The 15,166-nt window shown below is 58.4% G+C and carries 17 protein-coding genes; 8 read left to right on the forward strand and 9 right to left on the reverse strand.

Annotation, left to right across the window (positions count from 1 at the left end; genetic code table 11):
- Positions 1-15 precede the first annotated feature (15 nt).
- Positions 16-1,215: a tyrosine--tRNA ligase gene (gene tyrS / locus L4G42_RS05755; RefSeq protein ID WP_237259602.1), complete on the reverse strand. Its 1,200-nt coding sequence runs from the start codon at positions 1,213-1,215 to the stop codon at positions 16-18.
- A 211-nt stretch (positions 1,216-1,426) separates the two neighbouring features.
- On the opposite strand from tyrS, the gene L4G42_RS05760 reads away from it, so the two are divergent.
- A complete protein-coding gene (locus L4G42_RS05760) occupies positions 1,427-2,860 on the forward strand; it encodes a peptidoglycan DD-metalloendopeptidase family protein (RefSeq protein WP_237251819.1) in 1,434 nt (477 codons plus the stop codon).
- A gap of 3 nt (positions 2,861-2,863) precedes the next feature.
- Positions 2,864-3,955 carry an anhydro-N-acetylmuramic acid kinase gene (locus tag L4G42_RS05765; protein WP_237251496.1) on the forward strand — a complete coding sequence of 364 codons (1,092 nt, stop codon included), beginning with the start codon at positions 2,864-2,866 and terminating at the stop codon, positions 3,953-3,955.
- 63 nt (positions 3,956-4,018) lie between these two features.
- On the opposite strand, the gene erpA is transcribed toward L4G42_RS05765, so the two are convergent.
- Positions 4,019-4,369, reverse strand: coding sequence for an iron-sulfur cluster insertion protein ErpA (gene erpA / locus L4G42_RS05770; protein ID WP_237251497.1), 351 nt, complete (start codon positions 4,367-4,369; stop codon positions 4,019-4,021).
- Positions 4,370-4,575: 206 nt separating this feature from the next.
- Positions 4,576-5,610, reverse strand: a complete 1,035-nt coding sequence (gene argC / locus L4G42_RS05775) for an N-acetyl-gamma-glutamyl-phosphate reductase (protein ID WP_237251498.1) — start codon at positions 5,608-5,610, stop codon at positions 4,576-4,578.
- A 133-nt stretch (positions 5,611-5,743) separates the two neighbouring features.
- Here argC and hemJ point away from each other — a divergent pair, with 133 nt between their 5' ends.
- The 5 genes from hemJ (at position 5,744) to coq7 (ending at position 9,186) form a co-directional block, all read left to right on the forward strand.
- Positions 5,744-6,169: a protoporphyrinogen oxidase HemJ gene (gene hemJ / locus L4G42_RS05780; RefSeq protein WP_133775438.1), complete on the forward strand. Its 426-nt coding sequence runs from the start codon at positions 5,744-5,746 to the stop codon at positions 6,167-6,169.
- A 44-nt stretch (positions 6,170-6,213) separates the two neighbouring features.
- On the forward strand, positions 6,214-7,146 hold the full coding sequence (locus L4G42_RS05785; RefSeq protein ID WP_237251499.1) for a DUF805 domain-containing protein: 933 nt from the start codon (positions 6,214-6,216) through the stop codon (positions 7,144-7,146).
- Positions 7,147-7,201: 55 nt separating this feature from the next.
- Entirely contained in the window at positions 7,202-7,987 is a 786-nt protein-coding gene (locus L4G42_RS05790; protein ID WP_237251500.1) for an SDR family NAD(P)-dependent oxidoreductase, read from the forward strand.
- 86 nt (positions 7,988-8,073) lie between these two features.
- Positions 8,074-8,412 (forward strand): histidine triad nucleotide-binding protein, encoded by a 339-nt coding sequence (locus L4G42_RS05795; protein ID WP_065991361.1) that lies wholly within the window; start codon positions 8,074-8,076, stop codon positions 8,410-8,412.
- A 126-nt stretch (positions 8,413-8,538) separates the two neighbouring features.
- On the forward strand, positions 8,539-9,186 hold the full coding sequence (gene coq7, locus L4G42_RS05800) for a 2-polyprenyl-3-methyl-6-methoxy-1,4-benzoquinone monooxygenase (RefSeq protein ID WP_237251501.1): 648 nt from the start codon (positions 8,539-8,541) through the stop codon (positions 9,184-9,186).
- A 105-nt stretch (positions 9,187-9,291) separates the two neighbouring features.
- Here coq7 and speD read toward each other — a convergent pair whose 3' ends face one another.
- Both speD and L4G42_RS05810 read right to left on the reverse strand, forming a co-directional pair.
- On the reverse strand, positions 9,292-10,086 hold the full coding sequence (gene speD / locus L4G42_RS05805) for an adenosylmethionine decarboxylase (RefSeq protein WP_037019204.1): 795 nt from the start codon (positions 10,084-10,086) through the stop codon (positions 9,292-9,294).
- A gap of 235 nt (positions 10,087-10,321) precedes the next feature.
- Positions 10,322-10,744, reverse strand: a complete 423-nt coding sequence (locus L4G42_RS05810) for an OsmC family protein (protein WP_237251502.1) — start codon at positions 10,742-10,744, stop codon at positions 10,322-10,324.
- A 206-nt stretch (positions 10,745-10,950) separates the two neighbouring features.
- On the opposite strand from L4G42_RS05810, the gene crp reads away from it, so the two are divergent.
- Positions 10,951-11,595 (forward strand): cAMP-activated global transcriptional regulator CRP, encoded by a 645-nt coding sequence (gene crp / locus L4G42_RS05815; protein ID WP_237251503.1) that lies wholly within the window; start codon positions 10,951-10,953, stop codon positions 11,593-11,595.
- Between the two features lie 26 nt (positions 11,596-11,621).
- Here crp and L4G42_RS05820 read toward each other — a convergent pair whose 3' ends face one another.
- The 4 genes from L4G42_RS05820 to L4G42_RS05835 are packed head-to-tail and all read right to left on the reverse strand — an operon-like array spanning position 11,622 to position 14,867.
- Positions 11,622-12,317 (reverse strand): lipoate--protein ligase family protein, encoded by a 696-nt coding sequence (locus L4G42_RS05820; RefSeq protein WP_237251504.1) that lies wholly within the window; start codon positions 12,315-12,317, stop codon positions 11,622-11,624.
- A gap of 49 nt (positions 12,318-12,366) precedes the next feature.
- Positions 12,367-13,203 (reverse strand): indole-3-glycerol phosphate synthase TrpC, encoded by an 837-nt coding sequence (trpC, locus tag L4G42_RS05825; protein ID WP_237251505.1) that lies wholly within the window; start codon positions 13,201-13,203, stop codon positions 12,367-12,369.
- Positions 13,200-14,249 (reverse strand): anthranilate phosphoribosyltransferase, encoded by a 1,050-nt coding sequence (gene trpD, locus L4G42_RS05830; RefSeq protein WP_237251821.1) that lies wholly within the window; start codon positions 14,247-14,249, stop codon positions 13,200-13,202. Before trpD ends, trpC begins: the two co-directional genes overlap by 4 nt.
- An 18-nt stretch (positions 14,250-14,267) precedes the next feature.
- A complete protein-coding gene (locus L4G42_RS05835) occupies positions 14,268-14,867 on the reverse strand; it encodes an aminodeoxychorismate/anthranilate synthase component II (protein ID WP_122536584.1) in 600 nt (199 codons plus the stop codon).
- Between the last annotated feature and the right edge of the window lie 299 nt (positions 14,868-15,166).

A 15,166-nucleotide genomic window follows, 5' to 3' on the forward strand; every position in this document is an offset into this window, starting at 1 on the left:
GCACTTATTTGAACATTACTCCAAACGAAGTGTAATCCGCCCGAATGCCTTCTTGCCGGCCTGGCAAACATGGGTCGCGCCCAGCTTGAATACAAACCCGCGATCCACTACCTCACCATCTAAACGCACGCCGCCGGATGCCAGCAGGTCGCGAGCTACTGCAGAGTTCTTTACCAGGCCCGCCTTATTAAGGACGGCAGCAATCGGCATATCTTCGGCCGCAGCCAGGTCGATCTCCGGAAGATCTGCCGGAAGCTCCCCATCCTTCATACGATTACCGGCAGAACGATGGGCAGAAGTCGCAGCCTCTTCACCATGGAAGCGCGCAACAATCTCCTCCGCCAGCTTGATCTTGATGTCGCGTGGATTCGCACCCGCTTCGCAGTCCGCTTTAAAAGCGGCGATCTCTTCCATGGTGCGGAAGCTCAGCAGCTCAAAGTAACGCCACATCAATGCATCGGGGATGGAGACGAGCTTGCTGTACATAATGCCGGGCGCCTCCTGGATACCTACATAGTTACCCAGCGACTTGGACATTTTCTTGACGCCGTCCAACCCCTCCAGCAACGGCATCGTCAGAACACACTGGGCTTCCTGACCATAGGCGCGCTGCAGCTCACGCCCCATCAGCAAGTTGAATTTCTGATCGGTACCGCCCAGCTCGACGTCAGCGCGCAAAGCAACCGAGTCGTAGCCCTGCACCAGCGGATAAAGAAATTCGTGAATGGCGATCGACTGGTTCGACTTGTAGCGCTTATCGAAGTCATCACGCTCGAGCATGCGGGCCACGGTGTACTGGGAGGAGAGCCGGATGAAGTCTGCAGGACTCAGTTGATCCATCCAGGTGGAATTGAATGCCACCTCGGTCTTGGCCGGATCCAGAATCTTGAAGACCTGAGCCTTATACGTCTCGGCGTAATCGAGCACTTGCTCGCGCGTAAGCGGGGGACGGGTAGCACTCTTGCCACTCGGATCGCCAATCATCCCGGTGAAATCGCCGATCAGGAAAATCACCTGATGCCCGAGATCATGGAATTGACGCAGCTTATTAATAAGCACCGTGTGTCCGAGGTGCAGATCGGGCGCGGTTGGATCAAAACCGGCCTTGATGCGAAGTGGCTGCCCACGCTTGAGCTTTGTGATCAGCTCGGCCTCGACCAGGAGTTCATCTGCACCGCGTTTGATCAGCGCTAGCTGCTCTTCAACCGACTTCATAACCGCCCCGTAATGCCTTATTTCAAAGGGAAACAACCATACAAGATCAGCGCCCAAATACAAGTTCTGACAATAGGTGCGCGACGAATCGCGGAGCGAGCCGATCGCAAGCTTGCCTCAGGCGAGATTTGGTTATATTTTATACAGTTATTTCATCTTCATCATGTCATTCATCTTTTCCAATTCATCTTTTTCAAAGTCAAAATTACCTATGACCGACACTCCGCCTAAAGCGCCACCGCTTTATCCGAAGAGCCACCTGCTCGCAGCCAGCGGTATCGCCGCACTGCTTAGCCTGGCTCTCCTTGTATTCCCATCCAGCGACGTCGAAGCCAAACGAACAAACCTTGCTCTAGAACTGGACACGCCAGCTGATCAGATCAAGCAAGAACAAGACGCTCAAGAACAGACTCAAGCTACAGAGGCGCCCGTAGATTCTCCTTTCGCCCAGATCGAAGGTGATGCCGCTGAACCGGCTGATACAGCGAAGACCTCCAACGACACCAAGGCCGCGCCGAAAGAGGTTGCTGCTGCCAAAGGCCCGACGCACCGGGAAGTAGTGGTATCGAAGGGCGATACGCTGTCGACGTTGTTCGGCAAAGTCGGCCTGCCTGCGACGGCCGTGCACGACTTGATTGCCAGCGACAAACAAGCCAAGCAGTTCAGCCAGCTGAAAAATGGCCAGGTGCTGCAATTCGAACTCTCGCCTGAAGGCAATCTCAAGCAGTTGCACAGCAAGCTGAGCGAGACAGAAAGCATCAGCTTGTCCCGGACAGACAAGGGCTACACATTTACCCGTGACGTGAGCAAACCCAATGTTCGCACTGCCTACGTGCACGGCATGATAAATAACTCGCTGTCACAATCCGCCCAGCGTGCAGGCCTCAGCCATACCATGACCATGGAGATGGCAAACATCTTCGGCTACGACGTCGACTTCACCCAGGATATCCGCAAGGGCGACGAGTTCGATGTGATCTACGAACAGAAGGTCGTCAACGGCAAGACCGTCAGTACGGGCAATATTCTTTCGGCGCGCTTCGTAAATCGCGGCAAGACTTACACCGCAGTGCGTTACACGAACAAGCAAGGCAACACCAATTATTACACCGCAGACGGCAACAGCATGCGTAAGGCATTCATCCGCACGCCGGTCGAATTCGCCCGCATCAGCTCGCTGTTTTCATCCGGTCGCAAACACCCGATCCTGAACAAGATTCGCGCCCACCAAGGCATCGACTACGCTGCACCTCGTGGCACGCCAATCAAGGCGACCGGCGATGGCAAAGTCATTCTGGCCGGTCGGCGCGGGGGCTACGGCAATACCGTGATCATTCAGCACGGTGAAACCTACCGGACGCTATACGGCCACATGCAAGGTTTTGCCAAGGGCATTCAGTCCGGATCCAGCGTCAAGCAGGGTCAAGTCATTGGCTATATTGGAACCACCGGCCTGTCCACGGGTCCTCATGTTCATTACGAGTTCCAGGTAAACGGCGTTCATGTCGACCCATTGGGGCAGAAGCTGCCGATGGCTGATCCGATCGCCAAGTCCGAAAAACAGCGGTTCATGCAGGAGAGCCAACCTTTGATGGCTCGCATGGACCAGGAAAAGGCCACCATGCTGGCCTCGAGTAAGCGCTGAGCCATGACTTTATATGTAGGTGTAATGTCCGGAAGCAGTCTGGATGGACTCGACTTCGCGCTGGTAGAACAGGATGACCGACCACGTTTGCTCGGCACCTACTACATTCCCATGCCCGACGATCTTCGCGCCGAATTGCTGGGGCTCTGTGCCAGCGGCCCGGACGAGCTGGCGCGTGCCGGCATCGCCGAGCAAAAATGGGTTCACCTCGCGGCTCAAGGCGTACTGGCCCTGCTGGACCAGCAGAATGTGTCAGCCGGTGAAATCCGCGCGATCGGCAGTCACGGTCAGACGATTCGTCACGAGCCGGCCCGCGGTTTTACTATTCAGATTGGCAACCCTGCCCTGCTCGCCGAGCTAACAGGCATCACCGTGGTCAGCGACTTCCGCAAGCGCGACATCGCTGCAGGTGGCCAGGGCGCGCCGCTGGTTCCCGCATTCCACGAAGCACTGTTCGACGATAACAAGGACTACCGCGCCGTGCTCAACGTCGGTGGTTTCAGCAACCTCAGCCTGATCGAGATCGACAAACCGGTTTCCGGTTTCGACTCAGGTCCAGGCAATGTATTGCTCGACGCCTGGATTCAGGCACAGCGCGGCGTGAGCTATGACCGAGATGGCGCGTGGGGCGCTAGCGGAACAGTCAATGATGCGCTGCTAAAGTCCATGCTCAGTGATCAGTTCTTTCAAACGAAGGGGCCGAAGAGCACGGGCCGTGAAGTGTTCAACCTTGGCTGGGTTCACCACCATTTGTTCCAGATGCCAACGCTGAGACCCGAAGACGTGCAGGCGACACTGCTGGAAGTCACCGCATTGAGCATTACAGAGTCGCTGCAATCGGCACAGGCGCAGACCAAAGAACTGCTGGTCTGCGGCGGCGGCGCTCACAACAAGGCGTTGATGGATCGACTAGCGGCGCTGCTGCCGGCAACAAAGGTCACGAGCACTGCGGAATTCGGCGTTGATCCTGATTGGGTCGAAGCAATGGCGTTCGCCTGGCTTGCGCACTGCGCGCTGGAAAGCGTACCCGCCAACCGTCCGAGCGTGACTGGGGCCAAAGGGTTGCGAGTTCTGGGCGCAATCTACCCGGCCTAAGCGCAACGCTCGCCATGCAAAACGCCGCGCAAATGCGCGGCGTTTTTATGTGTAACGGTTGAGTCAGATCGAGAAGGAAGAGCCACAGCCGCAGGTAGTCGAGGCGTTAGGGTTCTTGATCACGAAGCGAGAGCCTTCCAGACCCTCCTGATAATCCACTTCGGCACCTGCCAGGTACTGGAAGCTCATGGGGTCGACCACCAGGCTGACACCCTCGCGCTCAACGATGGTGTCATCGTCGGCGACGTCTTCATCAAAGGTGAAACCGTACTGAAAACCTGAACAACCGCCACCCGTCACGAAGACGCGGAGCTTAAGGCGGTCATTGCCCTCTTCATCAACCAGAGTTTTCACCTTGTGCGCGGCACCGTGGGTGAATTCCAAAGCCACAGGGGTAAAGGATTCAACGCTCATGCTCAAAATCTCCCGGCGCTAAGCCGTCATAATGCGTAATGACGCGCATTATCCGCTTCTCCCAGAAAAATGGTCAACTATTCTCACGGCAGCCACAAGTCGCAAGCGACAAGCTGCAAGAAACAGCCCGCTATCAGCAATCGAGTTGAGACTTGCCGCTTGAAGCTTGAAGCTTGAAGCTTGAAGCTTGAAGCTTGAAGCTGCTGTTACGGCAACATCCCCGCATGGGACAGACCCAGACGCTCATCCAGACCAAACATGATGTTCATGTTCTGCACAGCTTGGCCCGAAGCACCTTTTACCAGATTGTCGATGACCGACAGCACCACCACCAGATCGCCATCCTGCGGACGATGCACCGCCATGCGGCATACGTTAGCTCCGCGAACGCTGCGAGTTTCCGGATGGCTGCCTGCGGGCATCACGTCGACGAAGGGCTCGTTGGCATAGCGTTTCTCAAACAACGCCTGCAAATCCACCGACCTGTCGACGACGGTTGCGTACAAAGTGGCGTGAATACCACGAATCATTGGCGTCAGGTGCGGCACGAACGTCAGCCCGATATCACCGCCTGCAGCACGACGCAGCCCCTGGGTTATTTCGGGAAGATGGCGATGACCTTTAACGGCATAGGCCTTGAAACTCTCGCTGGTTTCGGAATACAGCGAGCCCACACTGGCGCCGCGACCTGCACCACTGACGCCCGATTTGCAGTCGGCGATCAGGCGCGACGGATCGGCAAGGCCCGTTTCGAGCAGTGGTAGAAAACCCAGCTGGGTCGCGGTCGGATAGCAACCCGGCACCGCGATCAGGCGTGCGCCCTTGATGTGCTCGCGATTGACTTCCGGCAGGCCGTACACCGCTTCGTCGAGCAATTCGGGCGCGCCGTGGGGCTGGTTGTACCACTTGGCCCACTCGACCGGGTCTTGCAGACGGAAGTCGGCAGAGAGGTCGATGACCTTGGTGCCAGCGGCGAGTAGTTCGCCTGCCAAAGCATGTGCGACACCGTGAGGCGTGGCGAAGAACACCACATCACATGCGCCGAGCACTTTGACGTCCGGCACGCTGAACGCCAGGCCGTCATAGTGACCGCGCAGGTTTGGATACATGTCAGCGACAGGCAGACCTGCCTCGGAACGCGAGGTGATCGCAACCACTTCAGCTTCCGGGTGTTGCGCCAGAAGACGCAGCAACTCGACGCCGGTGTAACCCGTACCGCCGACGATACCGACCTTGACCATAACCTGCCCCTCAACGAAACCAGTGGAAAGCCGCTGATCATATGGGTCGATTGCCAATGGGACAACCGCGAACGTGACGTACGGGCGCGGAAGCCACTACTATTTGGCACCGTGTTCCTGGAAACAAACCAAAATGCTCTATCTCTGGATTAAAGCGCTGCATATCGTTGCGATGGTGTGCTGGTTCGCCGCCTTGTTCTATCTGCCGCGATTGTTCGTCTATCACGCCATGAGTGAGGACTCGGTAAGCCGCGAGCGTTTCTGCACCATGGAGCGCAAGTTATACCGGGGCATCATGATGCCCGCGATGATCGCCACCCTGGTGTTCGGTATCTGGCTAATCGTCCTCGCACCGGGGTTCCTGCAGCAAGGCTGGTTGCATGCCAAGCTCACCCTGGTCGTATTGCTGATTGGCTATCACCACGTATGCGGCGCGCAGGTCAAACGCTTCGCGCGCGGAGAGCCAGGCCGCAGCCATGTGTTCTATCGCTGGTTCAACGAGATACCCGTGTTGATCCTGCTGGCCGTGGTCATTCTGGTCGTCGTCAAACCGTTCTGACGCACATTGCTCACATCGTATGAACTCAAGACAAGGAAGCCAGCATGGCGGAGCACTTCAAGATCGTTTTCGAAGGACAGTTGCGAACAGGCGTTGAGCTGGAAACAGCGCGCCTGAACCTGGCGCAGTTGTTCAAGACCGACGTGTCCGGCGTTGATCGTCTCTTCACCGGCAATCCCGTGACCATCAAGCGCAGCCTGACGCGGGACGACGCGCAGCGCTATCTCGCGGCGTTGAACGATGCAGGTGTCGAGGGCCGCATCGAGCCTGAGCAGCCAGTGACACTGAGCCTTGATGAAGTGGCTGAGAACGCTCCCCAGCGTCCGGCTTTCGACCCCACGACTTCTCCTTACGCACCGCCGCGCACGCCAGTAGCACAAGACTGGCCCGCCGTCGGCGAGCTGAAGGTATTTTCCATTCAGGGACGCATAGGCCGTCTGCGCTATCTGGCGTGGAGCCTGGCGCTGGTAGGGGTCGCGATGCTGGTCGCTGCCTTGTGTGTCGGCGTTCTCAGCGTTTCACTCGTGGCGGGAGGGCTATTGGGAACTGTCGCGTTCGTCGCGTTTGTCGTCGTCAGTGTCCAGATCGGCGCCCAGCGTCTGCATGACGCTGGTATGTCTGCCTGGTTGCTGCTGCTGAATCTTGTGCCGGTGGTAGGCAGCTTCTTTCCGATCGTGATGATGGCCGTCCCCGGCAGCACGGGCCCTAATGAATACGGTCCGCCGCCGCCCAGCAACACGCCGCGCGTCAAAGTCCTTGCGGTGCTCTGGCTTGTGGTACTTGTGCTGGCGTTAGTGGCTGGGGTAATGGGCGGACTGGAATCCATTCAGGAAGAGGTTGAAGCCACCACCAGCGCATACGAACAAGCACTGCCCTACGACGATGACGCCAGTGACACCAATGACACGGAACAACCGACCGTCCCCGTTGATCCTGTAGATAGTGGTGACTCCTCCGACAGCAACGACGACCAATAACTATCTGGCAGCAAGGATGCTGTCTCAATACGAGCTGCAAACACTGGAGAATTGCATGACCCGTTACGCCATGGTCACAGGTGCATCCAGCGGTATTGGCCTGGCGATGGCCGAAGCCCTCGCCCGCCGGGGTCGCAACCTTATTCTGGTGGCCAGGCACCGGGAGATGATCGAAAGCATCGCCATCGAGTTCACCCAACGCTTTGGTGTCGAGGTGCTGTTCCGCGCCTGCGATCTGGGTGAACCGCTGCGCCTCTCGGGCTTTCTGCTTGAACTCGAGGAGGGCTCGCGAAGTATCGATTTGCTGGTCAACTGCGCCGGCATCGGCAACAGCGGGCCGTTTCTGGCTCAAGAGTGGGCGCAAGAGCAAGACCTGCTCGACCTTAATGTGCTCGCGTTGACGCGCCTCTGTCACACGGTTGGCAACCTGATGGCGGTGCAAGGCGGCGGCCAGATCCTCAACGTTGCGTCGATCATGGGCTTTCAACCCGGGCCGTGGATGAGCACTTACGCCGCAAGCAAAGCCTACGTTCTGCATTTTTCCGAAGGGCTGCGCGAGGAGCTGCACAAAACCGGTGTGAAGATTTCGGTGTTGTGCCCGGGCCCTACGCGCACCGCGTTTTTCCGGACCGCTCAGCTGGATGCTGGCAAGTTTACCCATGACAAACACATGACCGCCGAGGAAGTCGCGCTGTACACCGTTCGCGCGCTGGACAAGAACTGTGCGGTGATCATCCCGGGTTGGCGTAACAGGCTACTGACGCGCCTGCCGCGCTTTGCCAGTCGCTGGATGACGCGAAAGCTCTGGGGCTCGATTCTCAAATCTCGTACGTCAGTCTGACGCGGCCCATCGCAACAAACGTCTGGGCGTGACCCGGGACGCTCAGTACACTGCCTTCATCCCCCTCGAAACGGAGCAAGAAGGCTGTGGATACTTTGTTCACCAAGATCATCAACCGGGAAATCCCGGCGAAGATCATCTACGAAGATGATCAAGTGCTGGCCTTTCACGACATCGCCCCACAGGCGCCAGTGCACTTTCTGGTCATCCCGAAAAAACCGATCGCCACCCTCAACGACGTGACTGAAGACGATAAAGGCCTGCTGGGCCATATCCTGTTCACGGCGCAGCGCCTGGCGAAAGAGTTGGGTTGCGAGGACGGCTTCCGCGTGGTCATGAATACCAATGAGAAAGGCGGCCAGACCGTCTATCACATTCACATGCACGTGTTGGGTCAGCGCCAGATGAACTGGCCGCCGGGCTGAGTCAACACTGTAAAGCCTGATCTACCCGCCGGTCGCGTGCCCCACGCCTCGGCGGGCTCACGCCGGACAAGCCCAGTTACACCGTTTGAGGTAGACTGGCCACCGTGGATTTACCCGGAGGCGCCCATGGCTACCGAACGTCACTACTCCCCTATCGACCGTTTTCTGCTTCAGGCCGACGCAGCGATGAAGACGCTGCTGCCCGTCAGCGCGCACGCACATCGTCCCTCGCCTGCCATCGTTCAACCAGAAACCAAGATGAATGAGCCAGACACCCGACATGTCGCCGGGCTCATGCGCATCAACCACACCGGCGAAGTCTGCGCTCAGGCGTTGTACCAGGGGCAGGCGCTCACCGCGAAGCTGCCTCAGGTGCGCAAAGCCATGGAACACGCCGCCGAGGAAGAAATCGACCATCTGGTGTGGTGCGAGCAACGCATTCATCAGCTGGGCAGTCATACCAGTGTGCTCAACCCGCTGTTCTACGGTGCTTCGTTTGGCATCGGCGCAGTGGCTGGCTTGATCAGTGATCGAATCAGCCTGGGCTTTGTTGCGGCGACGGAAGATCAGGTGTGCAAACACTTGAACGAGCACCTGGAGCAATTGCCGGTCGAGGACGAGAAGTCCCGAGCGATTCTCAAACAGATGCGCGCCGACGAGGAACAACACGCCGAAAGCGCGATCGAGGCAGGCGGGTTCCGCTTTCCGGCGCCGGTGAAATTCGGCATGAGCCTGATCGCCAAAGTCATGACCAAGACCGCTTACCGGATCTGATCGGATCTGCGGTCGGCCGGCTTCTATCAAGGAGCAAGGCTGCCACTAAAGGCTGGAAACAAAGAAGGCGCCTGAAGAGGCGCCTTTTTTTGTACCGCTGAAACCTTAGACCGGCATATTGCGACCGTAGAAGATTTCGAGCATTTCGTGCTTCACGCGGCCAGTGACCTGCTCGCGCTGTTCAGCGGAGAGATTGCTGGTGGCGTCGCCGAACAGGTAGTTGTCCAGCTCGAACTGCTTGAGCAGCATTTTGGTGTGGAACAGGTTTTCCTGGTACACGTTCACGTCAGTCATCTGGTAGCTGTCGCGCGTGTCATCGGAAAGGTAATTCTGGATCGAGTTGATCTCGTGGTCGATGAAGTGCTTCTTGCCTTCGACGTCACGAGTGAAACCGCGCACGCGATAGTCGACGGTCACGATGTCGGACTCGAACTTGTGGATCAGGTAATTCAGCGCTTTCAACGGCGAGATCACGCCGCAGGTCGACACGTCGATGTCCACACGAAAGGTGGCGATGCCGTCAACGGGGTGAATTTCAGGATAGGTGTGGACCGTGATGTGGCTCTTGTCCAGATGCGCGAGGATGGTTTCCGGCAGCGGACCCGGGGATTCTTCGATCTGGCTGTCGGTCGGCGTGACCGGCTGCTCGGAGATCAGAATGGTCACACTCGCGCCTTGTGGGTCGTAGTCCTGACGCGCGATATTCAGGATGTTCGCGCCAATGATATCGACGACATCGGTGAGAATCCGCGTCAGGCGTTCGGCGTCGTACACACTGTTGATGTACTCGACGTAGGCCTGCTGGTCCTGCGGGGTTTCCGCATAGCAGATGTCATAGATGTTGAAGCTCAAGGTCTTGGTCAGGTTATTGAACCCGTGGAGCTTGAGTTTGCTTTTCACCGTTAAAAACTCTCTATATGGGTGCGGCGCTGGCCGCGTGATCAAGCATGCCCGTCAACTGAGCCCGGCTCAGCTGCGTAGGACGGTTAACACCTCTTCGCGTTGGCGATTTTGGTTGTCTGGTCGGAGGCGAGCCGGCTATCCGGCGGTCGCGCCCTGAAAAAGGGGCGCATTATGCAGACGTCAGAAGTCGCATGCCATAGCCTGCACCGCTTTTGTGAAAATTGAGCGTTGCTCAGCCCAGTTCGATGATCTCGTAGTCGTGGGTGATTTCGACGCCGGCATTACCCAGCATGATCGACGCCGAGCAGTACTTCTCGGCGGACAGCTCGATCGCACGCTTGACCTGCGTCTCTTTCAGACCGCGCCCTTTAACCACGAAGTGCAAATGGATCTTGGTGAACACCTTGGGATCTTCGCTGGCGCGCTCGGCTTCCAGAAACGCCTCGCAGCTTTCGATGGGCTGACGGGCTTTCTTGAGGATGCTGACCACGTCGTAGTTGCTGCAGCCACCCAGGCCAATCAGCACCATTTCCATCGGGCGGACACCCAGGTTGCGACCGCCGCTTTCTGGCGGGCCATCCATCACAACCACATGGCCGCTGCCGGACTCACCGAGGAACATCGCCTCACCCGCCCATTGAATACGCGCCTTCATCACCGGACTCCAATGCTTGAAAAATGGCGGCCAGCTTAGCACAGGGCCCTACCGTCGCTGAGTGAACCGGACATGCCCGAAAACGACCGAAATGTAGGAAGTGTCTGAAAAAATGGCTAATTGCCGCTGTTGAACTGCGTCAAATCGGAAATACTGCCGATACCTTTAGGAATGCCTCAGGGCGCAGTTTTTTACGGGATACAGCCATGCTTGCCGTGCCGCCTCCGAACAAGATGAAAATCGCCGACAAACTGCTGCCACACGCCCAGCGACGACGATGCCCCGCGAAGAGCAACATCCTCTGCGCAGGCGAAGAATCGGACTCGCTGTACCTGATCATCAAGGGCTCGGTGACGATCCTGATCGAGGACAACGAAGGCCGCGAGATGATCGTGGCCTACCTCAATACCGGGGATTTCTTTGGCGAACTGGGGCTTTTTCAACAGACGGCCGCCGGTGCCCAGCGCAGCGCCTGGGTGCGCGCGAAAACTGAATGTGAAGTGGCCGAGATCAGTTACGCCAAGTTCCGCGAGCTCAGTCAGCATGATCCCGAATTGATGTACGCCATCGGTGCGCAGATCGCCGAACGGCTGCGCAATACCACGCGCAAGGTCGGCGATCTGGCCTTTCTGGACGTCACCGGCCGCGTTGCCCGTAGCCTGCTCGATCTGTGCAAACAGCCTGACGCGATGACGCACCCTGATGGCATGCAGATCAAGATCACCCGCCAGGAGATTGGTCGTATCGTGGGGTGTTCACGGGAGATGGTCGGTCGTGTGCTCAAATCGCTCGAAGAGCAGAACCTGGTGCATGTCCGGGGCAAAACCATGGTGGTTTTCGGCACCCGTTAACGGACTGACCGGTATCTGCAGGTGAATCAGATCCCGGCAAGCAGACGTGTGTAGCGTTCGCTCAAGCGGCCAAGAAAATCCGGCGCTTCGAACAGCTCATGCAAAGCGATATGGCTTTCAGCGTTGCAACGTGGATCGAGTTCACAGGTTTCATTGAAGCGATTGACGGCATTGACCATTTCGACGCGCTCGTCATCCAGCAGCATCGCGGCATGGGCTAACACCACCGGCCGCTTGCCACCCTGACTCTGCCGCCAGCGCTGCGCGGTACCGACCATCTTGCGAGCATTGAGGTTGACGTTGAAGCGGCCATCGCAGAAGGCACCTTCGACTTCGCCCAGGGATGCAGCGCCGCCCAGCTCACCCAGCGTATCGAGGATCGGCTGACACAGGCGCATGTAGGCGTTTTCGATGCGGTCGCGATCCAGATCGGTGTCCGGCTGCACATACACAAGCGCCACATTGACCGTCGAGGGCGATTGCGGAACGGGCTCGCCGCCACTTTCACGCAACAGCACAGGCCAACCGCTGTCGGCGAGCGTTTCGCTGGCTTCAGTGAAGCCGGGAAGACGGCTCAACCGCCGCGGCATGACCAACGCGCGGTCGGTAGGCCGCCAGAACAGCAAGCCGCTGTCGGCGTGGCCATCACACACCGACGCCAGCAGGTCTTGCTCGGCCTTGAGCCCGGCTTCAACGCAGGTTTCCAAGAGCTGAAGGTTCATGCTGCCTCCTAACGCGACTGGCGATGGCTTTGTGGTCTACAACGGTGGATCAGTCCAAGCCGCCGGATTTGATCGCGGTGCCTTTCTCCGGGAAAAACAGCCGCTGCAACTCCACACCCGGCTTCTCGGCGCGCATGAACGCCTCACCCACCAGGAAAGAGTAGACGTCGCTGATTTCCATGAGCTCAACGTCGGCGCGATGGAAAATGCCGCTTTCGGTGATGACCAACCGATCACGCGGAATACGTGGCAGCAAGTCGAGTGTGGTTTCCAGACTGACGTCGAACGTGTGCAGGTTGCGGTTGTTGACGCCCACCAGCGGGGTGTCGAGGGTTTTCAATGCCCGCTCCAGCTCGTCGCCATCGTGGACTTCAACCAGCACGTCGAGGCCGACACCTTTGGCGACTGAGGCCAACTCGGCCATCTTCACATCATCCAGCGCCGACACGATCAGCAGGATGCAATCAGCGCCCAACGCCCGCGCTTCGACGATCTGATACGGGTCGATCATGAAGTCTTTGCGGATCACTGGCAGCGAGCACGCCGCCCGGGCTTGCTTCAGATACTCGTCAGCGCCTTGAAAGAAATCGATGTCGGTCAGCACAGAAAGACACGTGGCCCCACCCGCTTCGTAGCTCTTGGCGATTTCCGCCGGCTGGAAGTTTTCGCGGATCACGCCTTTGCTCGGCGAAGCCTTCTTGATTTCTGCAATGACGGCCGGCTGCTTGCGCTTGGCCTGGGCAATCATCGCTTTGGCGAACCCACGCGGCGCATCGGCTGCGGCCGCCAGGGTCTCCAATTCGGCCAGGCTGACACTGGCTCGACGCGCAGCGACTTCCTCAACCTTTCGGGCCAGAATCTTTTCCAATACCGTCGGCACGCTCATCCTTCATTCTCCTGCTTGAATACCGCGGTAAAGGCACCCAGTTCTTCCAGCTTTTCGCGGGCAAGGCCCGTGTGTAGTGCGTCGTGTGCCAGAGCCACGCCTTCTTTCAATGACGACGCATGGTCAGCCGCGTAAAGCGCAGCGCCGGCATTGAGCACGATCATTTCGGCGGCTTTCTGGCCGTGTTCGGATTTGCGTCGACCCAGCGCGTCGCGAATCAATTCCAGCGATTGCGCCGGGCTGTCGACCACCAAGCCGAACAGGCTCTGGCTTTTCATGCCCAGATCTTCGGGCTGCACCCAGTATTCGGTCACTTCGCCGTTCTTCAGTTCCGCGACGAACGTCGGCGCGGCGATGCTGAATTCGTCCAGGCCATCCTGGGAGTGCACCACCAACACATGTTTGCTGCCCATCCGCAGCAGCACTTCGGCCAAAGGCCGGCACAGCGCCTGGCTGAACACGCCGACCACCTGATGCTTGACGCCGGCCGGGTTGGTCAGTGGGCCGAGCATGTTGAAGAGGGTCCGCAGGCCCAGTTCCTTGCGTGGTCCGGCGGCGTGTTTCATCGCGCCATGATGGGTTTGCGCGAACATGAAACCGATGCCGACGCTGTCGATGCAGCGTGCCACTTGTACCGGGGTCAGGTTCAGGTAAACGCCTGCGGCTTCCAGTAAATCGGCGCTGCCGCTCTTGCCGGAGACCGCGCGATTGCCGTGCTTGGCGACCGTGCAACCGGCTGCCGCAATCACGAACGAGGCGGCAGTCGAGACGTTGAAGATGTTCGCGCCATCGCCACCGGTGCCGACGATGTCGACCACGCCGTCGAGGGTTTTGAGTTGGACCTGATCCGCCAGCTCGCGCATGACAGACACCGCACCAACGATTTCGTCGATACTCTCGCTCTTCATGCGCATGCCCATCAGAAATGCGCCGATCTGCGCCTGGGTGCACTGGCCGGTCATGATCTCGCGCATGACGTCGCGCATTTCATCGGTGCTCAGGTCCAGTTGATTCACAACCCGGCCCAGCGCCGTTTTGATATCCATTGCCATGTCGAAGTGTCCTTAACCCTGACGGGTGCCGCCGGTCTGCTTGAGGAAGTTGGCGAACAGCTCGTGGCCCTGCTCGGAAAGAATCGATTCAGGGTGAAACTGCACGCCCTCGACGTTCAGGGTCTTGTGGCGCAGGCCCATGATTTCATCGACGGAGCCGTCTTCGCGTTGGGTCCAGGCGGTCAATTCCAGACAGTCCGGAAGTGTCTCGCGCTTGACCACCAGCGAGTGATAGCGGGTCACGGTCAACGGATGCTTCAGGCCTTCGAACACGCCTTTGTCTTCGTGAATCAGCTCGCTGGTCTTGCCGTGCATGACCTGGCGCGCACGCACCACGTCGCCGCCAAACGCCTGGCCAATCGACTGATGGCCCAGGCAGACGCCGAGCACAGGCAGCTTGCCGGCAAAATGCTTGATCACGTCAATGGACACGCCCGCTTCGTTCGGCGTGCACGGGCCGGGGGAAACGACGATGCGCTCGGGGTTCAGGGCTTCGATTTCGGCGACGGTCATTTCGTCATTGCGAATCACTTTGACGTCGGCACCCAGCTCGCCCAGGTACTGCACGACGTTGTAGGTGAAGGAGTCGTAGTTATCGATCATCAGCAGCATGGTGCTTAACCTTTTGAATTACTGACTTCTAACGTGGCCTTCTGTTTTCTGACCGCAGTTGCACGCAGAGGGGTCGCAGGGGGGGTTCCGGCGAGGCACTGCAAAACCGAGGCATCAGAAGGCATATCAATACAGATCCGGCGGGGCCGGCGGGGGAAATAGTCAGGCGCGCCAACGCCAGCGGGCGTGGCCCTTGATAACGCGCATCAAGAAGCTGCTGACAATCGACACAGGAAAGGTCTCGTTCATACGTTGCCGCACAGTAGCGTACCGCCGCAGGGCGCGCAATATCGCAGTGC

Origin of the sequence: Pseudomonas petrae (genome assembly GCF_021728295.1) — a bacterium.
Taxonomy (GTDB): domain Bacteria; phylum Pseudomonadota; class Gammaproteobacteria; order Pseudomonadales; family Pseudomonadaceae; genus Aquipseudomonas; species Aquipseudomonas petrae.

Bases quoted from the DNA above. Each gene is read 5' to 3' on its own strand.
- L4G42_RS05835 (WP_122536584.1), bottom strand. From the start codon at position 14,867: ATGCTGCTGATGATCGATAACTACGACTCCTTCACCTACAACGTCGTG.
- argC (WP_237251498.1), bottom strand. From the start codon at position 5,610: ATGGTCAAGGTCGGTATCGTCGGCGGTACGGGTTACACCGGCGTCGAG.
- L4G42_RS05760 (WP_237251819.1), top strand. From the start codon at position 1,427: ATGACCGACACTCCGCCTAAAGCGCCACCGCTTTATCCGAAGAGCCAC.
- L4G42_RS05810 (WP_237251502.1), bottom strand. From the start codon at position 10,744: ATGAAGGCGCGTATTCAATGGGCGGGTGAGGCGATGTTCCTCGGTGAG.
- coq7 (WP_237251501.1), top strand. From the start codon at position 8,539: ATGGCTACCGAACGTCACTACTCCCCTATCGACCGTTTTCTGCTTCAG.
- L4G42_RS05790 (WP_237251500.1), top strand. From the start codon at position 7,202: ATGACCCGTTACGCCATGGTCACAGGTGCATCCAGCGGTATTGGCCTG.
- hemJ (WP_133775438.1), top strand. From the start codon at position 5,744: ATGCTCTATCTCTGGATTAAAGCGCTGCATATCGTTGCGATGGTGTGC.
- L4G42_RS05820 (WP_237251504.1), bottom strand. From the start codon at position 12,317: ATGAACCTTCAGCTCTTGGAAACCTGCGTTGAAGCCGGGCTCAAGGCC.
- trpD (WP_237251821.1), bottom strand. From the start codon at position 14,249: ATGGATATCAAAACGGCGCTGGGCCGGGTTGTGAATCAACTGGACCTG.
- L4G42_RS05785 (WP_237251499.1), top strand. From the start codon at position 6,214: ATGGCGGAGCACTTCAAGATCGTTTTCGAAGGACAGTTGCGAACAGGC.
- erpA (WP_237251497.1), bottom strand. From the start codon at position 4,369: ATGAGCGTTGAATCCTTTACCCCTGTGGCTTTGGAATTCACCCACGGT.
- trpC (WP_237251505.1), bottom strand. From the start codon at position 13,203: ATGAGCGTGCCGACGGTATTGGAAAAGATTCTGGCCCGAAAGGTTGAG.
- tyrS (WP_237259602.1), bottom strand. From the start codon at position 1,215: ATGAAGTCGGTTGAAGAGCAGCTAGCGCTGATCAAACGCGGTGCAGAT.
- crp (WP_237251503.1), top strand. From the start codon at position 10,951: ATGCTTGCCGTGCCGCCTCCGAACAAGATGAAAATCGCCGACAAACTG.
- L4G42_RS05765 (WP_237251496.1), top strand. From the start codon at position 2,864: ATGACTTTATATGTAGGTGTAATGTCCGGAAGCAGTCTGGATGGACTC.